Source organism: Paenibacillus sp. JNUCC32, from assembly GCF_014863545.1.
Lineage (GTDB): Bacteria > Bacillota > Bacilli > Paenibacillales > Paenibacillaceae > Paenibacillus_AQ > Paenibacillus_AQ lautus_A.
This window is the reverse complement of sequence record NZ_CP062260.1, coordinates 1,706,294-1,727,917: the sequence shown is the minus strand read 5'-3', so window position 1 is coordinate 1,727,917 and position 21,624 is coordinate 1,706,294. Positions and strand designations below refer to the sequence as shown.

The window sequence follows — 21,624 nt, the reverse complement described above, 5'->3', positions numbered from 1 at the left end:
TCCTCCTCTGTTTAAGCATTTGCATTATATCCATAAGTATATATAAGCAGTTAAAAACAAACAATAAGTATTTATAAGTTTATTCGTGTTATTACAAACACTAAAAAACCACGATCATCGTGGTTTTTTAGTAGACATATGTTAGCTCTTCGACATTTCCCGTTCCGGTAATCGTGATGTAAGTCACTACTCAGAGCTTGGATGATGATAGACTCCTTCTTGAACGGAAGCAGCCTGCCCTTACCGTCGATGCATGGAACCCGTTAATAAGTAAATGATTGCTGGATTGTACCGATCCTTGCATTTAAATATTGATTTTCTTGATATCTCATATTTTCGAACGCCTGCACAGCGGCATTGGCTACATCGATGTCTTGTGCGCTAGTTCCTCCGCTTACACCAATGCCGCCGACAACCCTGCCTTCGTGAACGAGCGGAATCCCTCCGCCAAGTATGACGACTCTACCCTGATTCGTTGTATTAATGCCAAATGTAGCTCCGCCCGGAAGCGCAGATTGCGCTAAATTCGCCGTCGGCATTTGCATCGCTACGCTGGTCCAAGCCTTGCCAATGGCGATATCGATGCCTGCTATTCTCGCGTTATCCATCCGATGAAAAGCTATGAGGTTCCCCCCTTCATCAACGATCGCTACATCAGAATTAAGACCCATTTGTCGTGCTTGGTGTTCAGCAGTTTCCAATAACTTCTTAGCCGCAGTTAAAGTGAGTTTGTACATGGTAGCTCTCCTTTGCTTAAAAGAAATACTACATTATATTGCCATTGCCTATATAGGTGAATTGCCCAATGCCAGTACTTCCGGAATACGGCGACATTAGAACAAGCTAATAACAAAAAAAGCCGCGATGTTCGCGACTTATTTGGCACCATGTTGAGTTCCTCCCGCTTTGAAAGAAGGCTGCGTACTCCTGGTGCAATGCTATTCGACTAGTGTGGCAATACTGAAGTTAGGCATAGGCAAATGCCGGTCCCAACCGTTCGATAACTCGATCCAATTGTCCGGTTAAATAAGGCGAGACCTCACCCAGCCCGGCTAATGCTTCTAACAAGGGGAAGGTTTGCCCACCCCAAGGGCCATGTGGATCATGGACCTGTCTGCCGATCCGCAAGCCATCCTCTTCAATGTAAATCTTCAATCGTTCCACACCTTCCACAAGCAGGTCGACCGGCAGCGCTTTGTTTCTGCGCCGGGACCATTCTGCCAAGAAGGACATCCCGCGTAGGATATCATATTCAAAAAAACGCGGAAAGCAGGGCTTCAGCCAATCCATATCCAGAACGCCGCCATGCTGTTTCGAACACACCAGACGATGCTCGATCAAATACCGGGCGCCTTCATCCAAGAAAGCGGCTTCCTGTTCGGTGAATTCACGGTCTGTATGCCATAAGATCGCTTCCAGCGGGGGAAGCGTTGAAATGATAGAGCTTTTTCTTGAATGAATATAAGCTTCCGGCTCGCAGTTCAATCCGCCGTCTGGCAGCTGATGCTTTAAGAGCCATTCGCGAATCCAGGGAAGCTCCGTGTCCACATCACAGCCATATGCTTTCAGAATCATATAGAATACGGCAAGTTCACAATGGCAGCAATCCATCTTCAACCGGTCACTATCGTTGGTTGGCTGGTCATCGGCTGTAATGACGAAGGTCCGCCAAACCTGGGTTTCGAGTAGATGTTTAGCCCTGGCGATAACCGATTCCGGGATCAGCTTCACCTCTCCCATTTCGTATAGAGCGGCCATATGCCACCAAGCGCCATCCCATTTATGGCGGCTGTTCTCGCCGTGACCCGTCTCCCATTGCGAAGTAGATTCAAGGAATTGGATCGACTCTTCAATTGCCAAACGGATTCTCTGATTAGACTCCATTCTACATCCCCTTCATTGACATTTTCCGGTTCACGCTTCCGTCATTCGGATTTCGATTTCCTTAATCACCCTGGCTGGATTGCCCCCGACGACCACGTTATCCGGTATGTCCTTGGTAACCACTGCCCCGGAAGCAATCACGACATTATTGCCTACCGTGACGCCTGGATTGATGGTTGAGCGTCCTCCGACCCATACGTTGTTTCCGATGGTTACCGGCTTTCCATATTCCGGCCCTTTAATTCTCTCGAACGGGTCCACCGGATGCGTTGCCGTATACACATGAACGCCTGGGCCGAACATGCAGTTATCGCCGATTCGCACTTCACACACATCCAGGATGGTACAATCAAAATTCGCGAAGAAGTTCTCGCCTACGTGTATGTTGTAGCCATAGTCGAAACGAATGTTAGGCTCCATTCCTATGTGATCGCCAGTTGATCCCAGCAATTCTTTCAATATTTGAATTCGTTGTTGATCTTCCATCTCCGTAGTCTGGTTAAACAGCCGTGTCATTCGCCTTGCATATGCCCGGTCTCGCATTAGTTCAGGATCGAAAGCGATATATAGTTCTCCATCCAGCATCTTTTGTTTTTCTGTTTTCATCCTGATAATCCAATCCTCTCTCATCTTGAAGTCAAGTCTCTGTCCGACAAACTAGTTGTGTCATAACGTCCTGTCTAAAGCGGCATAGCTCTCTGCCAATAAGACCCGCCCCACAAAGGAAGTCATTAGATAGATATCACTTCCCCTTCTCCACAAGCTCAAGCGAATAAGCAAGGCTTTCCAAGGTCCTGGCAATTAACCCGTACATATAGTCCTGATCCGGATGTTCCAGTAATATCATTTGAGGCATGTGCATTTGCGGAATATACTTCAGACATTCCTGCCGGATGATGTTCACATCATCCGGCTGCACCAGGCTCCCAGTCAAAGCAATCGTTTCTGGATTTAATATGGCGATCAGGCTTGCCACTGAATGCGCAGCCAGTACATGAAAAGTTTTCCGATCGTGCAGCTGTTGGAATTGAGCCTCTTGGGATATGCCTAACGGCAAAAAAGCAATTTCGCCAGCAAATCGTGTAAAACCTCGATGAATACGCCCATCCACCATCATGCCTGCACCGGGTAAGCTGCCATCGATGAAAGTTACGACGGCAACCGTCTGTTTCTCATCATACCCTTGTTTATGGTAGAAGCCATATACGGTCAAGTTCATGTCATTTTCAAGAATGACCTCAACCTTATGCTTATCGCGAATGAACGCTTCCAAAGGAACGTTAATCAGTTCCGGTATATCACTGACATTGATGACCCCCTGGTCGACTGCACCGGGGACGCCGATCCCAACCGCCCGTATTTGCGGATATTGCAAGATAAGCCTCTCGATTACCCGATCGATTAAGGCGGGATCTATTCGATTATGTTCTTCATACCCTTGGTCTACAATCTCCCCGGCCATATTGGCGATTGCATATGTAAGAGAGCGGGATCCCGCTTCGGTTTTGACAATGGCAGCAATAATATATGAATGATGCATGTTATACTGGTACATTTTGGCTGGACGTCCGCCCTTCGAGTCATCCACAGCCACTTCCAACACTTCACCGGCATCCAGCAACTCGTTAAGAATATGATTACAAGTGGCGATGCTTAAGCTGGTAGCTTGCGCAACCATGGCCTTCGTAGCCGTTCTCATCGCCATGAGCGCCTGTCGAACTTTCTCCTGATTCATTTGTTTAACCAACATGGTGTTGTTTGTAATGGAGTTCATAATTCAAACCTCAAATAGTTTTTATAACTCTTATAATAAGTACTATATTATATCGTTATTCGTTTGTCTACCAGTAATCATTCCAGCCCTCTATCCATAAAATTCAGGTAAAACAAAGACGGCAATTGATAACGCTTCGTGATCCTTTTTCCAATCCTTCGTTCAAAAAAGAAAAGGCTGGCAACCGACTCTACACCATGATTGCCAGAGTTGTGCCCAGCCTCTTAATCGGGCATCCACTTCCTTTTTCAAGTGTCTGCTAGCCCGGCTAATGAACATTGCATTTTCATTTTTAGGATCATGTTGGAAAATTCCCTTTGAGATAGGAGTCCCATAGGTTATTGATAAATTCAATCTGAATGTTGTTCTCCAGCGCCGTGGAAATCAGGCCGCAATCGTCGGATACATAACCCGCCAGTTCAGCATTCCGTGTGATCCTGAACGTTTGCTTGAATGCATATTCCCGAATATCCCGGGTTGTCTGACTTTCAGAGGGACAAAGTTCATGCAATTTCTCGTAACATGAATTCCATGCCGAGTCAAATTCATGCGTGTCCCGCACATCTAATTCGGCATTCCAATCCACTTCTTTATCAAAGACATATTCAAAAAAGCTGCCTGCGCTGATCATCGAAAACATCTCGGCCGCTGTCATCAAGACTTCTCTCCTCCTTCTATGCTATGTGCCGATATACAGCTTCTCGCCTGAGAAAACAGCCGAATACCCCAACCTGTGCAGCTCGAAATACGGCGCCATCGGGTCGCCTTTTAGCCCGTAACGGTGCCACTGCAAATAGTAGGAGATCCAGTAATCGCAGGCAATCGAATAAAAAGCCTCGTCCAGAATCTCTATAGGCTCCTCTTCGTTTTTGTGCTCCATAATCACTTCGGACAGCGCCTCATAGACATCGGGATCATAGGATTCGCGAACGCTGTCTATTTTCCCTGGAGGAAGAAGCTCGATTTTTTCGATTCCATCCAGGTAGGCGACCGCTTCCGCTGCACGTTCCCATTTCGCAAAAATATCCAGCAGCTGCTTTAACTCCCGAATAAACTGCTCGCCATAACCTCTCAATACGTCCTCGGATACCTCATCCCCTTTGCCGTTAAAATAGGCCGGCACTGTTCCTCCGGTAAAATCCTCCGGGTCCAGCATCTCGTAAATCCGGGAGATCCGCCGCAAGTAAGCATGTCCATCCTCAAGCGGCTCAAAGGTGGCCTCCACCCCTTTTCCGCTAGGCATATACATTTGAAAATATCCATATAACGCTGCTTCTTCAATCACGGCCTCATCGGAATCTGCTTCTTCATCCATCAGGTTGAGCAGATACCGTGCATAAGCCTGCTTATCCATATGTACCCTTCTCCTTCTCGCCGTTAAGCTGGTTATTAAGGTTCTGGTAACAAAAGTTCACCGACCGAATGCCCCTCAGCTCCTCAGCTAAACACGTTACTATATTAACACACAAATCTCCTTCATTGGCTTCGGTTAACAATAAGCCATCACCTTAGACGGCTGTGTTGATAGGTTCGTCTCTCTTCTTATCGTCCAAAGGTAAGCACCTGCATCGCAGGAACAAAAAAAGTCGCCAGATTGGCGACTTTTGTCATGAAAAATTCCGTTATGGTTGCGGTAATTTCAACCTACCACCATCTCCTTGATTCAATCAGGACCATTCATCAATGAACGCTTGAATGCGCTGCTTCACTTCCGAACGCTTCTCTTCGGTTATCCCGCCGATTTTAGCTTTATTCAGGTGCTTGATCGCATCATTCAGGTGTTTCACGGCCTGTTCCTGCTTCCCTTGCTTCTGCTTCAGCTCCGCTTGTTTCAGCGCATTGCCGATCTGCTGGCTCAGCGGATGGCTGATATCGCCTTGTTGCTTCCAGGACTGAATATCGTCCATCAGTGCCCCAATCGTATCCGATGCTGCAGCATCCGACACTTCAATCTTCATCAATTGCGTATCATTCGTGTAGTAAATATGGCCGTCGTGTCCGAGATTCACATGCTGGGATTCCGCCAGCGTCTGAAACTCCATCGTAACCGGGTCAACCACGGTGACGTGACCGGCAAGCGTCAGATACATGAGGCCGTCCTCGCCCCAGCGAATATACACCGGACGCCAGTTGCCGTATTTCTCCACGCCTTCGTATATCGTTTTGCTTTTTACGATTTCCAGGGTATCCGGATCTACGGCAAAGAGCGTCCCGTCGTAAGCCGCCCACAGCAGTCCGTCCGGACCGAAGCTGGTTCCGCTAATAATATGCGGCGTTGGAGAAGCACCTTCAATAGAAGGAACCCATTCCTTCTCCACCTTGCCCGTCGCGATATCCCAGACAAACATTTTGGCAGCCGGCTCGGAAGGCGTGATGCCCAGCCCGCCGGCAACGGTGGTTGAGCCATATACCTTACCGTCTTTTACCGCAATGCCGACAATCGATTGATTGTTGATGACGTTTTTGTATTCGGTATACTGGCTGCCGTTTGCCGGATCATAGATCGTCAGGGAGCCGCCCAGCTTGCCGTAGTCCGGAATGGTTCCGATGAACAGTTTACCATCCGCTGCTCTCATGATGAACGGACGGTCCTGACCGGTAATTTTGAACAGGCTCTTGCGCTGGGTCGGATTTTCCGCATTGTATTCGAAAATATCCGCACCCGGATATACGCCCATATACATCTTGCCGTTCATGGCGACCATGCCCTCCGACTGACCCATCGGGAAGGTCTCGAAGGTTCCGGTGTCGATGGAATACGCGGACCCTGTGCCGCCAGGGTAACCGCTGATAAACAGCCGTCCATCCGGACCGTTCTCCATGGTTTGAACAGGAATCGGATTGCCTTTCACCGGATAAGGTACGGCTTTGACCTGCTTGGTCGTCAGATTCATGTAAGCGACGCTGCCTCCGAATTGAACGGTTGCAAGCGAAACACCCGGTAGATCCGGATCGTTCGGCACCTCCACCCAGGCCGTATTGCGCAGGAACGTTCCGTACACGACGCCGGTGTCAACCGCAGCAAGGGTATTCAAATCCACTTCCATCAGATGGTTATTCTGGACGAAATAGATTTTATTGCTGCCCTCCGGCCCGTAAGAGAGGCGGATGCCTTTATTGTTCAGATGGTAGGTATCGCTCCATTGCTGCAGCTCCAGGTCATAGAACAGAAGCCCGCTGTTCCCTTTGCCGATGCCGGCAACCAAATATTTGCCCGCAACGTCCAGCTGGTTCACCATGCCGAGGTCTACCGCTCCGTTATAGGACGGAAGCTGGATGGTTTCCTTCTCCCCAGTCGCCACGTTCACTTTTACAATGCTGCCTTCAATCCCGATGCCGACATACAGATATCCGCCATGATATGCCGTGGAACGGCTGTAGCTTTGACCCGTGCCTACGATGCCATAGTCCTTCATTTCCCCTGTAGCTGGATCGTATCGGCCCGCTTTCGCATTCGGGTAAGAACCGAAGTAGACACGGCCCTGTTCATCGTGAGACAGGCCGTAAACAACCTGCTCACCGATGCCGCCCAGATTTTTCAGCTGTTTCGTAACCGGAGAGTAGGCGTACAGCGTGCCGTTGCCCCCGATATACACCGTGCCGTCCGGGGTCGTCAAATGCGTCCACGAGCTTTCGGAACCCGTAAGCGGATGCGTGCTCAGCACCTCTTTGGTTTTCAGATCAATGACATGAAAAATAGCCGGCTTGCCGGACACCGTCGTATAAATAACCTCCCGTCCGTCTTGTATGCCAAAGGCCCCGTCATATATGGCAACGCTTTGCATCGGGGAGCCCAAATCGATAGGGTCGCTGTAAGTTTTGCCGATTTCCGCCGAGGCGCTTGCCGGGAAGAAAACCGCAGTCAGCAATGTGATGCAAATGGCGAGACATAGATGACGGAGTCCCTTCTTCGCTTGAGATTTGCTGTGGGTAACGTTCATCAATTCATCCTCGTTTCTGGTATGGAATGTACTGCCAAATCAATCAAATGGACCGACCTATAAGGGCAACTCGAGCGTTTACCTAGCAAGGATCGCGGCATCCCTCCTCCGTTATGAAGTGTTGTTCATGCTTCTCTGGTATTTATGTAGTTCATATGTTCGCAAAGAATTTAGCATACACCCCACCGTCTGTCAACTGGTTCTTATCTGGTTATTCAAATGGAAAACGATAACTCAAAAAAAAAGCCGCGACCTCATCGGTCGCAGCTTTCGTAACCATTTAGGTTCCTGCCGTTTTCCTGCTCAGCACGGATATCAGTTCCCTTTCGTCTACAAGGTAGGAGAAATATTGCTTCAGCCGTTCCCGGAACAGCAGCATCTCGTCCAGGCTAAGCCCTACATCTCTGCAGGTCTTATACAGCGGGGCTATTTCTCGATGCAGGTTGAGACGGGACGGCCGGCCTTCCATCTCCGGATCTACGTTCTCGGTGATGTAACGGTTCGCCGGAATGCTGTAGGTATGCCTGCGAATGTATTCCTGCACTTCGTCAGAGACTAGGAAATCGGCAAAGCTCTGGGCCAGCTCCCGCTCCTTGGAGCACGCGCTGACCCCGATTCCGGTGCCCAATAGCAGGGTTGTCCCATGATCAAAATGCGGCAGCGGCGCGACGTCATAATCAAAGGTCGCTCCCTTCAGCTGGTTGAGCAGATAATAGGTCGTCAGAATGACAGAGACCTTTTGCTCGCGGAACAGCTTCTCTGCTTCAAAAGCCCCTTGGGCCAAGGCCAGCGGGAACATGCCGTCCTCGTGAATCAATCCGCGAAGCCAAGACAGCCCCTCGACCGCACGGCTCCACGAAGCATCGATCTCAGCATTGCCCCTTCGCTGCATGAGGAATATCGGCCAGCGGTTCAACGAGTACAATTGCAAGGCCAGGCTGTAGCGCCCGGGGCTTCTCAGCTCACGCAGCATTCGCTGGAGATCGTCCCAGCCCCAACTGCTGTCCGGCTCAAACTGGCGCTTTTCCCGCAGATGCTCTTTATTGTAGGCCAAGAGGACGGGAGAATGAATGAACGGCTGCGCCGCCAGCCGGCCTTCGGCATCCATGAACGGGCTGTGCAAAAAAGTATAAGTAGACGCGCGCGGCTCCTGACGGTAAAACAGACCGGTACTGCCGTTCTCCTGAAAATGCATCATATCCTGGATGTTGACGGACAGCACATCCACAATGCCAAGCCTCATCAGATTGGCGATGCTTTCCGGATGTTCGTAGGGAAGGTCCACAATCTCCACAGCCACCCCCGGATGCCGCTCCTGAAATAAGGCGAGCACATCTTCCATTTCGGCCTCCGCATATAGGGAAGGGTACAAACCGAAACGAATCTTACGAGTTTGCCGGGAAGCTGCAACTACTTGGGTGCCTACGCGAGGCACTTTCACGATCAATTCTTCCTGAACCAGCCGATCCAGCGCCTGCCGGACTGAATTTTTGCTCAGTCCATACAGCTCGATCAGGGTCATCTCCGATGGTAGATATTCGCCTTGAGCGTAAGTGCCGCGTTTAATTTGTTGGCGCAGGTCGGTGACCATGTGCTTCATTTTATTTTGATACGTATACCGGTCGGATTTAGCCATATGAGACCACCTTTATTTACCATAACTGGTTTGCTGCATCAATCCATTCTTATAGTATAATCACTCTTCAGTTCGTTTGGCAAAATGAAATCCTGTGGAAGCTGTATCCAAGCAGACAATCTTGAATTAACAATACTAAAAAAGCCGCCATGGTAGGCGACTTTACTCTTCAACGTATTTTTCCGATATCGCTTTAAGTAAAAACGGGATACTTCCGGGCATATTGTTTGGACACCCGGTATAATTGCTCGATCTCCAGCCGTTGGGTGGCACTGAATTCCTCATGATTTTTCGAACGGCAGCGATAGTTTGTCAGTATGCCCTCCAGCATGAGGTAATACTTGGCATTCACCGGGTAGAGCTGCTTCTCAAGAAATGACGACACACTAAGAAAATCAGACAGTTCCCCTGCCGCTTCCGGTTGGCTTTCCCAATTCCTGAACAGCCATGTATACAACTCGGGGTGGAAGTTGGCCATCACGCCGCTGAAGCCGAAAGCGCCGAGCCGGTAGCTGTCCAGAAGCGTCGCCGTATTGGCGTTGAAGATTTTCAGACTTCCGCCCAGGACCGCCTTGAGTTTATCCCCGATCAGCTGCAGGTCGCAGCTCACGTCCTTGATAAACCTGAAGCGTCCGGTATCGGAGCATTTCTTCAGCATCTCGGGCGTCAGAAGCCGCCTATACGGGGCTGGACACTCATATAATCCGAGGGGGACCTGTTCTGGTAAACGCCCGAGCAGCTTATCGAGATTCGCCAGCCACACATCATCGGATTCCTCAGCGGCGGCAAGCCTGTTCGTGATTAGTACGACGGCATCGACGCCGGTTTCGGCCATGGCGTTCAGCTCTGTTACCTGGTCCTCAAACGCATCCGATACATGACCCGATGCAATGACCGGTACCCGGCCGGCAGCCTTCGCTTTGACGAAGGCTGCAATCAATACGCGCTCCTCCAGAGTCAATGTATACATTTCGCTGGATTGACAGACGGCAAAGAGTCCGTCCGCCCCCCGTTCGATATACCAATCGATAAGGCGCTCCAAGGCCTCGTAATCCACATTGTTCTGCTCCGTAAACGGCGTTAGCATAACCGGCCAGTTGCCATCGGTGATGATCTGATACATATGCGTCCCCTCCTGAATGGTTCGTATCATTGGTTGTGCTTTATTCTTTTGCAGTCAGTATATTTTGCGGTTCCCTTCCTTCGAATATATCCAGCAATGCCTGAGCGGTAATCATGCTGACCCGCGTATAGGTCTCGAAAGTCTCGGCTGCGGTGTGCGGCGTCGTTATCAGGTTCCCGATTTGCAAAATCGGATGGCCGGGGGTTACGGGCTCGGACTCGTAGACATCGATGGCCGCCCCGGCGATGACTCCAAACGACAGCGCCCGGGAAAGCGCCTGTTCATCCACGACGGCTCCTCTCGCGGTGTTGATGAAAATGGCGGATGGTTTCATCCTGGCAAAAGCCTTGTCATTCATAATATGGTGCGTCTCTTTCACGCTGGGTAAATGCATGCTGACGATATCGCTATGCGCCAGCACATGCTCGAAAGTTGTCATTGTAACGCCGTATTCCGACGCTTTAGCTGTATCTGGATATTTATCATAAGCGATAATCTCGACATCAAAGCCCTTCAACTTCTTCGCGGTGAGCTGTGCGATATTCCCGAAACCTAAAAGGCCGATCGTTCCTCCAGCAAGCTCAGAGCCGACAAAACGTTCCCAGCCGCCGTTCTTCGTCGATCGATCCAGCTCGGGAATGTGACGACGGACCGAGATCATCAATCCGATCGCCAGCTCGGCCACCGCGTTGGCATTGCCTCGTGGTACATTGGTTACTTGTATCCCATACTTTCTTGCAGCCTCCAAATCGATATTGTCCACGCCAACGCCGAAACGGGCGATGCCTTGAAGCTGCGGCGCAAGCTTGAATACCGCCTCATTCCAAGTATCCACGCCGGCAATGACGCCGTCGACCGATCCCACCACTTCCTTCAGTTCCTCGAACGTCAGCGGACGTCCGAAACGATTCTCGATGATCTCGCATCCATGGCTTTCGAGCAGCCGCTTCGCATCCGCGCACAGTTTGGAGTAATTCGTAGCCGTTACTAACACTTTTTTCGCCTTCATTATTTAACTCCTCCTACCGTCATTCCGCTTACCATATATTTTGATGTAAACAGATACATCACGATGACCGGAATCGATGCAATAATGGAGCCACCCATCAGGGGTCCCCATGCGAAGACGTCGCCGACGATCATATCCGACAATCCCAGCGTGATCGTCTTGTCAGCGCCTTTTGTGACAACAACCAATGCATACAGATATTCGCTCCAGCATAACGTGAACGAAAAAATGAAGGTAGCCGCAATGCCCGGAGCCGATAACGGAAAAATGATCTTGGTCATCGTACGGATTCGCGAACATCCATCGATCATGGCCGCTTCCTCGATCTCGTCCGGGATGGATCTAAAATAGGAAATGAGCATCCACGTAGCATACGGAATCGTGATCGTCGGATAAATCAGCATGAGACCGTAAATGGAATTGTTGATGCCGATGGCCGTCACCAGCATGTACAGCGGGATAAACAGAACGGCTCTCGGCATCAGGTACGCATACAGAATGCTTTTGGAGATGAAGCTTCTTCCTCGAAACCTGAGCTTGGAGATCGCATATGCAGCCAACATGCTGACCGTGATCGAGAACAAGGATACGATCAACGAGACGAACAAGCTGTTTTTGATATTCGTCATAAAGCCCTTTTCGTTGATCAGCTTATCGTAGGCGGTTCCGAGAAATTCCTTCGGCCAAAACGTAGGCGTCATGGAATAGATCTCCCCGTTGGATTTGAAGGAGGTAATCACCATCCAATATAAAGGGAAGAGCGCGAATATTAGCAGCAGCGCGAGCGTCGAGTATACCGTAACTTGCTTGCCGAGCGAATTCTTCATTAAGATCACTCCTTACTTGTCGGACGCCAGCGAACGCTTGGTCACATAATTGATCAGCATGATAAGCGGCGGCAGCGTAATGAGGGAAATCGCAATTGCTTTGCCGAGACTCATGTTCAGAAAGCCGACGGTATAGCTAAGCGTGGATAACACCTGCGTGCCATTGTCTGGACCGCCGCGTGTCAGCAGCCAGATAATCTCGAAGTCGTTCAGCGTCCAGATGGTGGTGATGACGGAAGACAGTATGGTCACTTCTTTTACCGAGGGGAGCGTCATGTAGAAAAAGCGCTTGATCGCTCCCGCTCCATCCAGCATAGCGGCTTCATACATCTCTTTGGACACCGTCTGCAGTCCGGCCAATATGGCAATGCCCATGAACGGAATGCCCCGCCACACGTTGACGAGAATGACCGAGAACATGGCCAGGTCCGGTGTGGCCAACCAACCGACGGGACTGTCGATGAGCCCTGTTTTGAGGAGCATGGCATTCAGCACGCCGCCGACGTCGGAGTAAATCCACTGCCAGGTAAATACGGAGACGATCGTGGGGATGGTCCACGGAAGAAACAGCATCACCCTGAAAAAGTTTCGAGCAACGATATTCTCGTTAAGCACGAGCGCCATAATCATCCCGAAGACCGCTTTCAAAATGACGGCCACCATCGTAAAGACAACCGTATTCCATACCGCCTTCCAAAACACGGAATCGGTAAATAGCTCCGTATAGTTGCGCAGGCCGATGAACGTTTCGGGAACGCCGACCACTTTATTCGTCAAGCTAAGATAGACCGCCCAGCAAAAAGGGAGCGCCATGACAGCCAGCAAATAGATTAGCACCGGACTCATGAGAAGATAAGCCAGCCTGCTGCTTGTATCACTTCGTTCCCGCCTAGGCGCCCGGGTTTTCCCCGGCGTTGTTTGGACTTCCAAGCTTTTCATTGAGAGCACCTTCTTTCTGACGCCTCAGGCTCATCCGCAGCCACGGACCTTGCATCGATGCCTTGTAATCGGACTGCGGAGCCTGATGCGCGGTTAAGTCATAACCCTACTTCGCGTATACCGCCTCGATCTTGCTCTGTAATTCGTCCACTGCTTGTTGAGCCGTGAAGCCGGAATCCAGAAGCATCTTTTGGAAAACGTCGTTGACATATCGAAGGTTATAAATCTCTCCAGCCTTCGGGCTATACTCCGCAGGGTATCCAAGGAAAGCGAAATGTGCGATGGAGTCGACGAATCCTTTGTTCTTCTCCTCCTGCCATACGGATTCGTTTGCCAGGTCCGTGTAAATCGGACCGGTCAATGGAGCTCCATTCTGCACCCACTGGCCGTACCACGCTTTGTCCGTCATATATTCGATGAAGGATTTGGCAAGCTCCTTGTTCGCAGATGCCTTGAATATGCCTAGATTGTTGCTAATGCCAGGCACTACCGCTCCCTTCGGTCCTGCGGGCAGCATGGCGATCCCCGTATTCTCGTACAATTCGGGATTATCGTTCTTGATCGTCGCAGCCAAGCTGCCGACGTTGAAGATCATGGCCGACTGGCCGCTTAAATACGATTTGTTGTTGCCGCTGTCATCCCATCCGATGGAGCTCGGAGGCGTTACCTTATCTTCGATGAAAATGTCCCTGATCAACTGAACCGCCTGAAGAGTTTCGGGCGTATTCACCGCTACATTCTTGCCGTCCTCGGTATCGAGGGAACCTCCGTAGGACCAGATGATCGCCCGGGTCAGCCATTCGGCATCGGAATTGCCTTTCCCGTACCCGAGTCCTGCGCCGTATATCCCTTTGGAAGAATCCGTGAGTGCCTTCGCCATTTCGCGGAATTCCTCCCAGGTTCCAGGCGGCTCGCTGTAACCGGCTGCCTGAAGCATGTCCTTGCGATAGTATAAAGCCGTGGACTCGGTCCAGAACGGCACTCCGTATAACTTGTCCTCGAACGACACGGAGGTTTTCAGGCTGTCCTGTATTTCCCCGTTTACGTTCTCCACGCTGCCCACAACGTCGGTAACCTCCTCAAGAACGTCCTTGGCATAGAACTGTCCGACTTCCTGGTAGCCGAAGAAGGAGACGTCCGGCGTAGTACCCGATTCGATGGCTGCCGACCATTTCGGATAAAAGTCCTCGTAAGCGATAAACTCCACGTTGACATTCACATCATGCTCTTCCCCGAACTGTTTTGCCCTCTCTTGGATCATCTGGTTTTGCTCTTCGAACATCTGCTTCTTCATCCAGAATGTCAGGGTTTCCTTGCCCGGCTCCTCACTCCCTGATCCGCTGCCACCCGTTCCCCCTACGCTGCATCCTGCCATCAATATCATGACTAAAGCTGCCGTTACCCATCGTATGGAGTTTTTCTTCATCTTCATCATGTTCACCCCTCAGCATATAGTGGAATGTCCTTACACCATTCATTGTAAGGGCTTCATAAACTGGGTTAAATGATATAGGCTTAACATCCGCTCTCCTTACTTAACATGATGCCGCAATCGAAAGCAGCGGCCGAATTAGACAAAAAAAGCCCGCTTCCAGCCCAAATGCATGGCTGAAAACGGACGGTATTACAGGCTTTATTACGGCATTCCGGTTTCCAAACTGTTTCGGTATTCTTGCGGCGTCACGGAATAATACTTTTTGAACACCCGAATAAAATAATTCGGGTTGTGGTATCCCAGCTTCAGGGCAATTTCGAAGTTTTTCAAGGAGTGGTCGGCCAGCAGCTCGGCCGCTTGCTCCATTTTCAATCGGAGCACATAATCGCTCACGTTCGATCCGGTCTCCATTTTAAAGAGGCGGGACACGTGAACCGGATGCATATACATATGGTCCGCAATGGCTTGCAGGGAAATATCCTGAGACAGATGATCCCGTATGAACCGTTTCATCCGGGACACGGCAGCGCTCCGGTCGCTGCGCGTTGCCTGTTCGGCGCTTGACTCCAGTAGAGGCAGAACTTGGCCCACCCATTTGCCGAGCGTGGCCGCAGTCGTGCATTGCGAGAGTCCCGTTACATCCGCAAGGGACGCTCCGACGATATCGGCCAGACTGCGTCCGTTCTTGTGCGCATATGCGCTTAGCGAGGAATATATATAGAAAAAGGCTTCGGTTACATGCTCTTGAGATTGGCTGTGCGCGAGCGACAATTCCTTCAGGATCTGCTCAAGTTTCTCTTGGATTTGCTTCCAACTGCCGGATTCCAGCAGATGAGGGAGCAGCGGAGGCTCATAACACTTTTGCAAGGAACGGACCGGATGCAGCTCCTCCTCATCTTCTGCGTAAACGAACATATCACTGTGGCTGCCAATATGGCGGCGCAAAGCGAAAAGACTGTCTTGATACAGCTTTCGGACATCTTCCGGGAAGGAACCTCGCTTTCCTATCAAGACGGAGATTGTTCCTTTCAGGTAACGGCTGACATTCATCTGCAGCTGTGCAGCGAAATGCTTGAGCTCATTCTCCTCCGAATGCTCATGAGGGTGCATTCCAGCAGCCGAATCATCGCTTTCAAAAACAAAAAAGACCAGATATCCATGTATGTCCCTGCATCGCCACAATCGAAACCGTTCCCCGAAGATCTCGTCCGCCATGTTTCCGATCGCGTACTCCATGATGGAGGAGTCATAAGGGCTCATTTCCGTCAGACGGTCCTCCATGCGTACAAGCATCAGAGCCGCTTGGTTTCCGATGGCGGATTTCATTTCAAGCAGCTCCAGTTTTTCGGCCCAAACGTTCTTTGGTGATTTCATGCCTTGAAGCAGCTGATTCAGGAATTCGCCTCGAATATGTGGCAGATTAACCCGAAAAGCCTGAACCGCGCGATTATAGGTTTCGCTGGACTCACGCTCCTGCCGCAGCGATTCCACAGCTCCGCCTACTTTTTCAAGAACGACTTCGTCGCTGACGGGTTTTAGCAGGTACTCATAAGTGCCAAGCGTAATGGCTTCCTTCGCGTAAGCAAAATCGGCATACCCGGACAGCAGGATCGTTTTGATATGCTTCCATTTTGATTTCGTGATCTCGACAAGCTCGAGGCCGTTCATCCGTGGCATCGTGATGTCGGAAATCATGATGTCGACCGGCTGCGTCTGCAGTATTTCCAGCGCTTCGAAAGCAGAGTATGCCTTGTGCACCTCATCGATCCCGATTTTCTGCCAAGGTATCGTATGCGCAAGCCCCTCCACCACGCTTGCTTCATCATCAACGATCAGCAATGTATACAACGTTATCCCTCCCTTCCCTACTCGGTATTTCCCAGCATATTTCCACGCGAAGTCCTCCTGACGGCGATTCTGAAAAGGCCAGGCCCGCATGTTTGCCGTACCGGGTGACCAGTCTCTGATGAATGTTCCATAGACCGAATCCTCCGCTTTCGTTCAAAGGCTCTTCGACCTGTCGATTCAGCTTGTCGATGATGCCTACGTCCATGCCCTGGCCGTTGTTGTCAATTCTGATCCTGCATCGACTCCCTTCGATTTCACCGGAAATATGAATCATCGCGAAATCCAACTGATCCTCAACACCATGGATGACGGCATTTTCCACGATAGGCTGAAGCAGAAGACGCGGAATCTCGAGCTGCATCATGCTGTCAGGAACCTCGATCTCGAAGGTTAGTCGCTGAAGCCGCAGCATCTGAATCGTTAAATAATTGTCAACCAGCTTCACTTCCTCTTCAAGGGGCGCGGTCGGTTTTTCCAGTCGCGTCGTGTACCGGTAATACTCCCCCAAGTTCAGGGCCATGGCCACGACAGCTTCCTTATCGCCAAGATTGGCCATGTTTTTGATGTAGAACAGGCAGTTATACAGGAAGTGAGGGTTAATTTGCGATTGGAGCTGCTTAAGCGTGGCTTCCTTGGATCGCAAAGACTCTTTGTATACCCGTTCGATGAGCTCCTCGATTTGCTCTGCCATGTTGTTGAAGGAGTGAAACAGATACATGAACTCGTTCTTCGGCACATCCTTCAGGCGCGTCTTGTATTGACCGTCCCTAATCCTTCTCACCGCATGAAGCAGGCGGGAAATCGGACGCTGGACATTGCGGTACAACAACAAGGTCAGCAGTAAAACGAGAACAAGCAGGAGCGATACGGAAATATAAAAGAGGGCGCTGCTTAAGGTGATCGGGGAATATACGCTGTCCAGCCGGACGAAATCCACCAGATACCAGCCCAAACTGCTGGACAAGACGTAATTCATTACATATTTGCCTTGCCCCGATTGCACGATTCGGCTGCCCTCTTCCCCGAGTCGCAATTCGTTCAGGGTGCCGGCGGCCATTCGTATCGTTTCTTCGACCGATGTGCTGTTGGCAATAACGGTTCCGTCAGGTGCATACAGGAATGGCTCGCTGTCCCCGTCCTGTTTCAACCGATTCAGCATATTGACCAGATTCTGGTCGGTGAAACGGACCTCCACGATCAGATCCTGCGAAGAAGCGGACGTTCTCATCCAGCTAAAAAAAGCTTGTCCTCGCGAATCCCGTTGATAAGTCCAGTTTTGCTTATGGGCATGAGCCAAGTATTCGGCATCATACCTTGCCGACAAGTCGGTTGTCAGCAATTCACGATACGGCGTCAGGTACATTAAGATTTGGCTGTCCCAGCTGCTAGTTGCAATCTGCATGTTCAACATATCCGTGATCCGCTGCTGGCTGTCGATTCGTTCCATGGGAGTGCTGCCTGAGCGCTCCGCCAGATAACTCTTAATCCCGTCATCATTGCTCGCGATCACCGAATATTTCGTTAGCTGGTCGATCATGGTGTCCATCTGACTCATGAAAAACGTCAGTCGGTTCCGCTGGCCCTCCTCCACAGCCGAACGGACGACGTTGATGCTGACCTGATGGGAGTAGGCATACAGCAAAATAATCGGAATAACCAGGACCGCCAGCAATGTTGTAAGCTTGGCAAACGTACTTGTTCTTAACCGCTTCATCAAAAACATACCCCCGTGTCAGAGCGATTCGCTCTACTTCTCGCTGTCGATCAGTTCTTGCAATTGAACGTTTGCCGACTCCGCAGCAATTCCGACATCTTCGCCGATAATTCCTTTCACCACGATACCGCCGATAATGTCCCGTGCTTCCTTCACGTGAATGACTTTTGGACGGTCGTAGCTCATTCCGATCGGAATGGATTCATTGATGACCGGAATCAGCTCATCCGGAAAGCCGGAGATTCCTTCCTTGTCATGCCACAGCGAGCTCCGCGCTCCCGGATTACCGATCTTCTGGGCTTGCAGCACCATGTCCCTGCCCGAAGCCCACTCGATGAATGCCCAGGCAGCATCCTTGCGGGCAGAATTCGCATTGATGCCAATGGCCCATGCAGTGGTGCTATACGGCTTGCGACCGGCATCACCTGCCGGAAAGAGCGCATACCCGATCTTCTCCTTGGCTAATCCCGATTGCGCTAGCAGGGAGTAGATCGCGCTGGCATCGGTGAAAAATACCGCTTTTCCTTGCGCAAAGAGATCTGCGGATTGCGGCCAGCTGTAACTAAGCGCATCGGGCGGTCCATAGTTTCCGAGCAGCCTTACATATCGCTGAATCCCCTTGAGCGTTTCCTTTGTGTTCAATGCCGCTTTATCTGCGCTTAGAAAATTCCCGCCCTCGGAGTAAACGAATGACGATAGCTGGGTTACGAGAGCGCTTCGCTGCCCTCTAGCGACAAATCCGTACATGCCATGCTCGGGATCATGCACCTGTTTAACCGCCGCTTCCAGCTCTTCTAAGGTCTGCGGGACTTCGATCCCTTTTTTCTCTAGCAGGTCCTTGCGATAGTATAGTATCTGCTGCTCCGTCGATAGCGGGACGGCAAGCAGCTTCCCGTTCACCGTTACCGATTCCAGCGCCGTTGAAGAGAAATCGGCGAAGTCGTAACGCGGGTCCGATACGGCATACGATTCCAAGGGCGTTAACCAGCCGTTGTTCTCATACAGACTTAGCTCTTCCAGCGGCCGGATCATGAACACATCGGGACTTTCGCTACCTACCGTCATCTGTACGAACATCTTTTGGCTGAGCTGCTCATTGGTCAACGCTTGAAAATCCACCTTGATACCCGTCTGCTTCTCAAATTCGGGAAGATGGGCGCGAAGGATATCCGCAACCGGATTTTTAGCCATATAAGCGGTAATCCGCACATCGTCAAACGGGCGTTCCGGTTGGTGAGACATACTGCTGTCGGCCCCGTTCCTCCCCGCCATGCATCCGGTCGCCGACACCATGATGACGACAATCCATAACACCATGCAGAAACGTCCTGCAAACTTCATAACTTCCCCTCCTGTCAGTCGGTCATAAATCGATATTAAAGCGTTTACAATGGAGAAGACACTGAAAAAATTTAACATATGGTATACATATTTAGCCTTTCATGCATGGACCTAATTCTCATTCGGCATTACGACAGACGAAATGGCCCTCTTTATCAAAGACTTTATTAATAGAAAAAAGCCGCTGATCTCGTTCCGATTAGCGGCTTAGAAATTCACCTATTCTGCTTTCTCTTCATAGACAACGACGGTCTGACTTTCCGATTCCCACTTGACGGTAGCATTCAATGCCTCGCTAATAAAGCGTACGGGCACATACGTATTGCCCTTGGTAACGGTAGCTGGGGCATCCAGCGAAATTTTCTTGCCATTGACGGACGCTGTTTTACTGCCAACCAGGAGTTGGATGCTCACTCCGTCCTTCGAGACGGTGATGGAACGCTTTTCAGGATTCCATATAACCTCAGCCTCCAAAGCCTCGGCTATGGCGCGAAAAGGAACATATGTATTGCCTTTTTTGACAAACGGTTCGGTGTCCGAAGCTTCGCCGTTCACATACAGCTTAACTCCATTCTTTTTACCTGCCTTTTTATTGAGCTTTCCCATGGTTTTGTAAAGATCCAGGTTTTTAAAATTGGCTTTGATGGCTTCTTCTTGCAAATACACGGCTTCAGTCACGCTGCCGTTTGTTTCGAGCATGTCCGCTGCCGCTTCTAACGCCTTGTCCTTTTCAATAATGGCCTCAAGTTGTTTTTGTTGCTCGTCCGTTAACTCGGCCGCATATTCGGTAAGCAAAATATTGGCTAGAACGGCGCCTGCCGGTTTATCCTCAACGTTTTGAATGGCATTTAGCAAACCTTTGTATCCTTTGTGTCCTTTGTTCTTGGAATCGACTTTATCGGTGGAAGGGTCGTTTGCTTTCTCTGTTTCCGGCGTTGTGGATTCCTGAACCTGGTCCTCTTCTTTGCTGGACTTATCAGAGGAATCGACTTCCTCGGTTTGCTGCTTGTCATTACGAGTTTCTTTTTCTTTTGGTCCCTTTGGCGATGCCGCGTTACTTGTCTTGCCGGGGGGCGTGTTGCTTGGTTTGGCTGAGATCGTGCCTGCGGCGGTCGCAAACATCAGGGCCGCGCTGGTTAGCAGGATGACTGTTTTTTTCATGATGATTCCTCCTGAATGATCAGATATGCATGCTCCATTCTTTATCGGCAGAAAAAATAGACTTCAATAGATCATCGTAAAGATTTGAATAATGCGGTGAAAATCAAAAAGCCGCCATAATGGCGACTTTTCTTGCACATCTATTTTGTTATCATCTGCATTCATATTGATAATAGTCTTGTGCATGTATGGCTTGAAATCCAACCGACTCGTATAACCTCAGCGCATGGTCGTTTTTCGTTTCGACTTCCAAGTGCACCGAGTATCCGGCTGAGCTCTGTTCCTTCACGATTCGCCGCAACGCTTTTCTGCCTATTCCTCGGCCCTGATATTCCGGCAATATGGAGAAACCATAAATCCACGCCTGCCCCTCTTCGCGGCTGACTCGCAGCTTCCCGACCGTTTCTTCGTTTACGTCAATCATGAACATACCCGTATTATCAGCAAAATGATGGCTCTCCATCGCCCTGGCATCTTCTTCGTCCAATCCGAATGCTTCCACGGATAAGCGCACGCTTGTTTCATAATCTTCCCATGTTGCCTGCCTCAGCAGAATACCGTCCGAATCCTCAAGCGGCATTTCCTGCCACGTCATTTGATGCTCCGAGAAAGCATGCTCCGCACCTAGTTGATGCAAAAATGCCTTTGCCGCATCGGATCCCGCTGGCGCGTTCAACAAGATTTTCTTGTATCCGGCGAGTTTTACCTGTTCCATTCCGAGATGAAACAACTGCTGAAAATGCCCTTTTCGTCGTTCGGCAGGCTTTACCATGCCGCATACTTCGACGGTCGAGCCAAACGGATATAGCCCAAGAAACGCTACAAGTTCCTTTTCCTCATAATGAAAAAAATCCAGATTCTCCGTTTTGCGTTCTCTGAGCATTTCCCAATTCAGCTTTAATTGGACATGGTCATGAAGTTCGCACTCGGCTTGCAATCGTTCAATGTCTTTTAGCTGTTGTGTCGTTAGCATGTTATCTCCTAATCGGTTC

At 50.2% G+C, this 21,624-nt stretch carries 18 protein-coding genes; all 18 read right to left on the bottom strand.

Annotated features, from left to right (window positions below; genetic code table 11):
• Nucleotides 1–263: 263 nt before the first annotated feature.
• Entirely contained in the window at nt 264–737 is a 474-nt protein-coding gene (locus tag JNUCC32_RS07975) for a GlcG/HbpS family heme-binding protein (protein WP_096774095.1), read from the bottom strand.
• Nucleotides 738–966: 229 nt separating this feature from the next.
• Nucleotides 967–1,884, bottom strand: a complete 918-nt coding sequence (locus JNUCC32_RS07970; protein WP_192571595.1) for a prenyltransferase/squalene oxidase repeat-containing protein — start codon at nt 1,882–1,884, stop codon at nt 967–969.
• A 30-nt stretch (nt 1,885–1,914) separates the two neighbouring features.
• Nucleotides 1,915–2,490, bottom strand: a complete 576-nt coding sequence (locus JNUCC32_RS07965) for a sugar O-acetyltransferase (protein WP_192571594.1) — start codon at nt 2,488–2,490, stop codon at nt 1,915–1,917.
• Between the two features lie 136 nt (nt 2,491–2,626).
• Nucleotides 2,627–3,658: an ROK family protein gene (locus tag JNUCC32_RS07960; protein ID WP_228468895.1), complete on the bottom strand. Its 1,032-nt coding sequence runs from the start codon at nt 3,656–3,658 to the stop codon at nt 2,627–2,629.
• A gap of 298 nt (nt 3,659–3,956) precedes the next feature.
• On the bottom strand, nt 3,957–4,313 hold the full coding sequence (locus JNUCC32_RS07955; RefSeq protein ID WP_192572618.1) for a hypothetical protein: 357 nt from the start codon (nt 4,311–4,313) through the stop codon (nt 3,957–3,959).
• A gap of 24 nt (nt 4,314–4,337) precedes the next feature.
• Nucleotides 4,338–5,012 carry a hypothetical protein gene (locus tag JNUCC32_RS07950; protein WP_192571593.1) on the bottom strand — a complete coding sequence of 225 codons (675 nt, stop codon included), beginning with the start codon at nt 5,010–5,012 and terminating at the stop codon, nt 4,338–4,340.
• Between the two features lie 313 nt (nt 5,013–5,325).
• Nucleotides 5,326–7,599, bottom strand: a complete 2,274-nt coding sequence (locus tag JNUCC32_RS07945) for an FIMAH domain-containing protein (protein ID WP_192571592.1) — start codon at nt 7,597–7,599, stop codon at nt 5,326–5,328.
• A 280-nt stretch (nt 7,600–7,879) separates the two neighbouring features.
• Nucleotides 7,880–9,235, bottom strand: a complete 1,356-nt coding sequence (locus JNUCC32_RS07940) for an extracellular solute-binding protein (RefSeq protein ID WP_192571591.1) — start codon at nt 9,233–9,235, stop codon at nt 7,880–7,882.
• 193 nt (nt 9,236–9,428) lie between these two features.
• Nucleotides 9,429–10,358, bottom strand: coding sequence for a dihydrodipicolinate synthase family protein (locus JNUCC32_RS07935; protein WP_192571590.1), 930 nt, complete (start codon nt 10,356–10,358; stop codon nt 9,429–9,431).
• A gap of 40 nt (nt 10,359–10,398) precedes the next feature.
• Nucleotides 10,399–11,367: a phosphoglycerate dehydrogenase gene (locus JNUCC32_RS07930; RefSeq protein WP_192571589.1), complete on the bottom strand. Its 969-nt coding sequence runs from the start codon at nt 11,365–11,367 to the stop codon at nt 10,399–10,401.
• Entirely contained in the window at nt 11,367–12,194 is an 828-nt protein-coding gene (locus tag JNUCC32_RS07925) for a carbohydrate ABC transporter permease (RefSeq protein WP_119847941.1), read from the bottom strand. Before JNUCC32_RS07925 ends, JNUCC32_RS07930 begins: the two co-directional genes overlap by 1 nt.
• A gap of 12 nt (nt 12,195–12,206) precedes the next feature.
• Nucleotides 12,207–13,133, bottom strand: coding sequence for a carbohydrate ABC transporter permease (locus JNUCC32_RS07920; protein ID WP_096774104.1), 927 nt, complete (start codon nt 13,131–13,133; stop codon nt 12,207–12,209).
• Nucleotides 13,134–13,239: 106 nt separating this feature from the next.
• Nucleotides 13,240–14,568, bottom strand: a complete 1,329-nt coding sequence (locus tag JNUCC32_RS07915) for an ABC transporter substrate-binding protein (protein ID WP_192571588.1) — start codon at nt 14,566–14,568, stop codon at nt 13,240–13,242.
• 201 nt (nt 14,569–14,769) lie between these two features.
• Nucleotides 14,770–16,416, bottom strand: a complete 1,647-nt coding sequence (locus JNUCC32_RS07910) for a response regulator transcription factor (protein WP_192571587.1) — start codon at nt 16,414–16,416, stop codon at nt 14,770–14,772.
• Nucleotides 16,394–18,130, bottom strand: coding sequence for a sensor histidine kinase (locus JNUCC32_RS07905; RefSeq protein ID WP_192571586.1), 1,737 nt, complete (start codon nt 18,128–18,130; stop codon nt 16,394–16,396). Before JNUCC32_RS07905 ends, JNUCC32_RS07910 begins: the two co-directional genes overlap by 23 nt.
• A gap of 33 nt (nt 18,131–18,163) precedes the next feature.
• Entirely contained in the window at nt 18,164–19,471 is a 1,308-nt protein-coding gene (locus JNUCC32_RS07900; RefSeq protein WP_192571585.1) for an ABC transporter substrate-binding protein, read from the bottom strand.
• A 219-nt stretch (nt 19,472–19,690) separates the two neighbouring features.
• Complete coding sequence (locus JNUCC32_RS07895; RefSeq protein ID WP_192571584.1) at nt 19,691–20,632, bottom strand: copper amine oxidase N-terminal domain-containing protein; 942 nt, start codon at nt 20,630–20,632, stop codon at nt 19,691–19,693.
• A 151-nt stretch (nt 20,633–20,783) separates the two neighbouring features.
• A complete protein-coding gene (locus tag JNUCC32_RS07890) occupies nt 20,784–21,605 on the bottom strand; it encodes a GNAT family N-acetyltransferase (RefSeq protein ID WP_192571583.1) in 822 nt (273 codons plus the stop codon).
• Between the last annotated feature and the right edge of the window lie 19 nt (nt 21,606–21,624).

Excerpts from the sequence above, each read along its gene's own strand:
- JNUCC32_RS07975 (WP_096774095.1), bottom strand. The coding sequence starts at position 737 with ATGTACAAACTCACTTTAACTGCGGCTAAGAAGTTATTGGAAACTGCT.
- JNUCC32_RS07970 (WP_192571595.1), bottom strand. The coding sequence starts at position 1,884 with ATGGAGTCTAATCAGAGAATCCGTTTGGCAATTGAAGAGTCGATCCAA.
- JNUCC32_RS07965 (WP_192571594.1), bottom strand. The coding sequence starts at position 2,490 with ATGAAAACAGAAAAACAAAAGATGCTGGATGGAGAACTATATATCGCT.
- JNUCC32_RS07960 (WP_228468895.1), bottom strand. The coding sequence starts at position 3,658 with ATGAACTCCATTACAAACAACACCATGTTGGTTAAACAAATGAATCAG.
- JNUCC32_RS07955 (WP_192572618.1), bottom strand. The coding sequence starts at position 4,313 with ATGACAGCGGCCGAGATGTTTTCGATGATCAGCGCAGGCAGCTTTTTT.
- JNUCC32_RS07950 (WP_192571593.1), bottom strand. The coding sequence starts at position 5,012 with ATGGATAAGCAGGCTTATGCACGGTATCTGCTCAACCTGATGGATGAA.
- JNUCC32_RS07945 (WP_192571592.1), bottom strand. The coding sequence starts at position 7,599 with ATGAACGTTACCCACAGCAAATCTCAAGCGAAGAAGGGACTCCGTCAT.
- JNUCC32_RS07940 (WP_192571591.1), bottom strand. The coding sequence starts at position 9,235 with ATGGCTAAATCCGACCGGTATACGTATCAAAATAAAATGAAGCACATG.
- JNUCC32_RS07935 (WP_192571590.1), bottom strand. The coding sequence starts at position 10,358 with ATGTATCAGATCATCACCGATGGCAACTGGCCGGTTATGCTAACGCCG.
- JNUCC32_RS07930 (WP_192571589.1), bottom strand. The coding sequence starts at position 11,367 with ATGAAGGCGAAAAAAGTGTTAGTAACGGCTACGAATTACTCCAAACTG.
- JNUCC32_RS07925 (WP_119847941.1), bottom strand. The coding sequence starts at position 12,194 with ATGAAGAATTCGCTCGGCAAGCAAGTTACGGTATACTCGACGCTCGCG.
- JNUCC32_RS07920 (WP_096774104.1), bottom strand. The coding sequence starts at position 13,133 with ATGAAAAGCTTGGAAGTCCAAACAACGCCGGGGAAAACCCGGGCGCCT.
- JNUCC32_RS07915 (WP_192571588.1), bottom strand. The coding sequence starts at position 14,568 with ATGATGAAGATGAAGAAAAACTCCATACGATGGGTAACGGCAGCTTTA.
- JNUCC32_RS07905 (WP_192571586.1), bottom strand. The coding sequence starts at position 18,130 with ATGAAGCGGTTAAGAACAAGTACGTTTGCCAAGCTTACAACATTGCTG.
- JNUCC32_RS07900 (WP_192571585.1), bottom strand. The coding sequence starts at position 19,471 with ATGAAGTTTGCAGGACGTTTCTGCATGGTGTTATGGATTGTCGTCATC.
- JNUCC32_RS07895 (WP_192571584.1), bottom strand. The coding sequence starts at position 20,632 with ATGAAAAAAACAGTCATCCTGCTAACCAGCGCGGCCCTGATGTTTGCG.
- JNUCC32_RS07890 (WP_192571583.1), bottom strand. The coding sequence starts at position 21,605 with ATGCTAACGACACAACAGCTAAAAGACATTGAACGATTGCAAGCCGAG.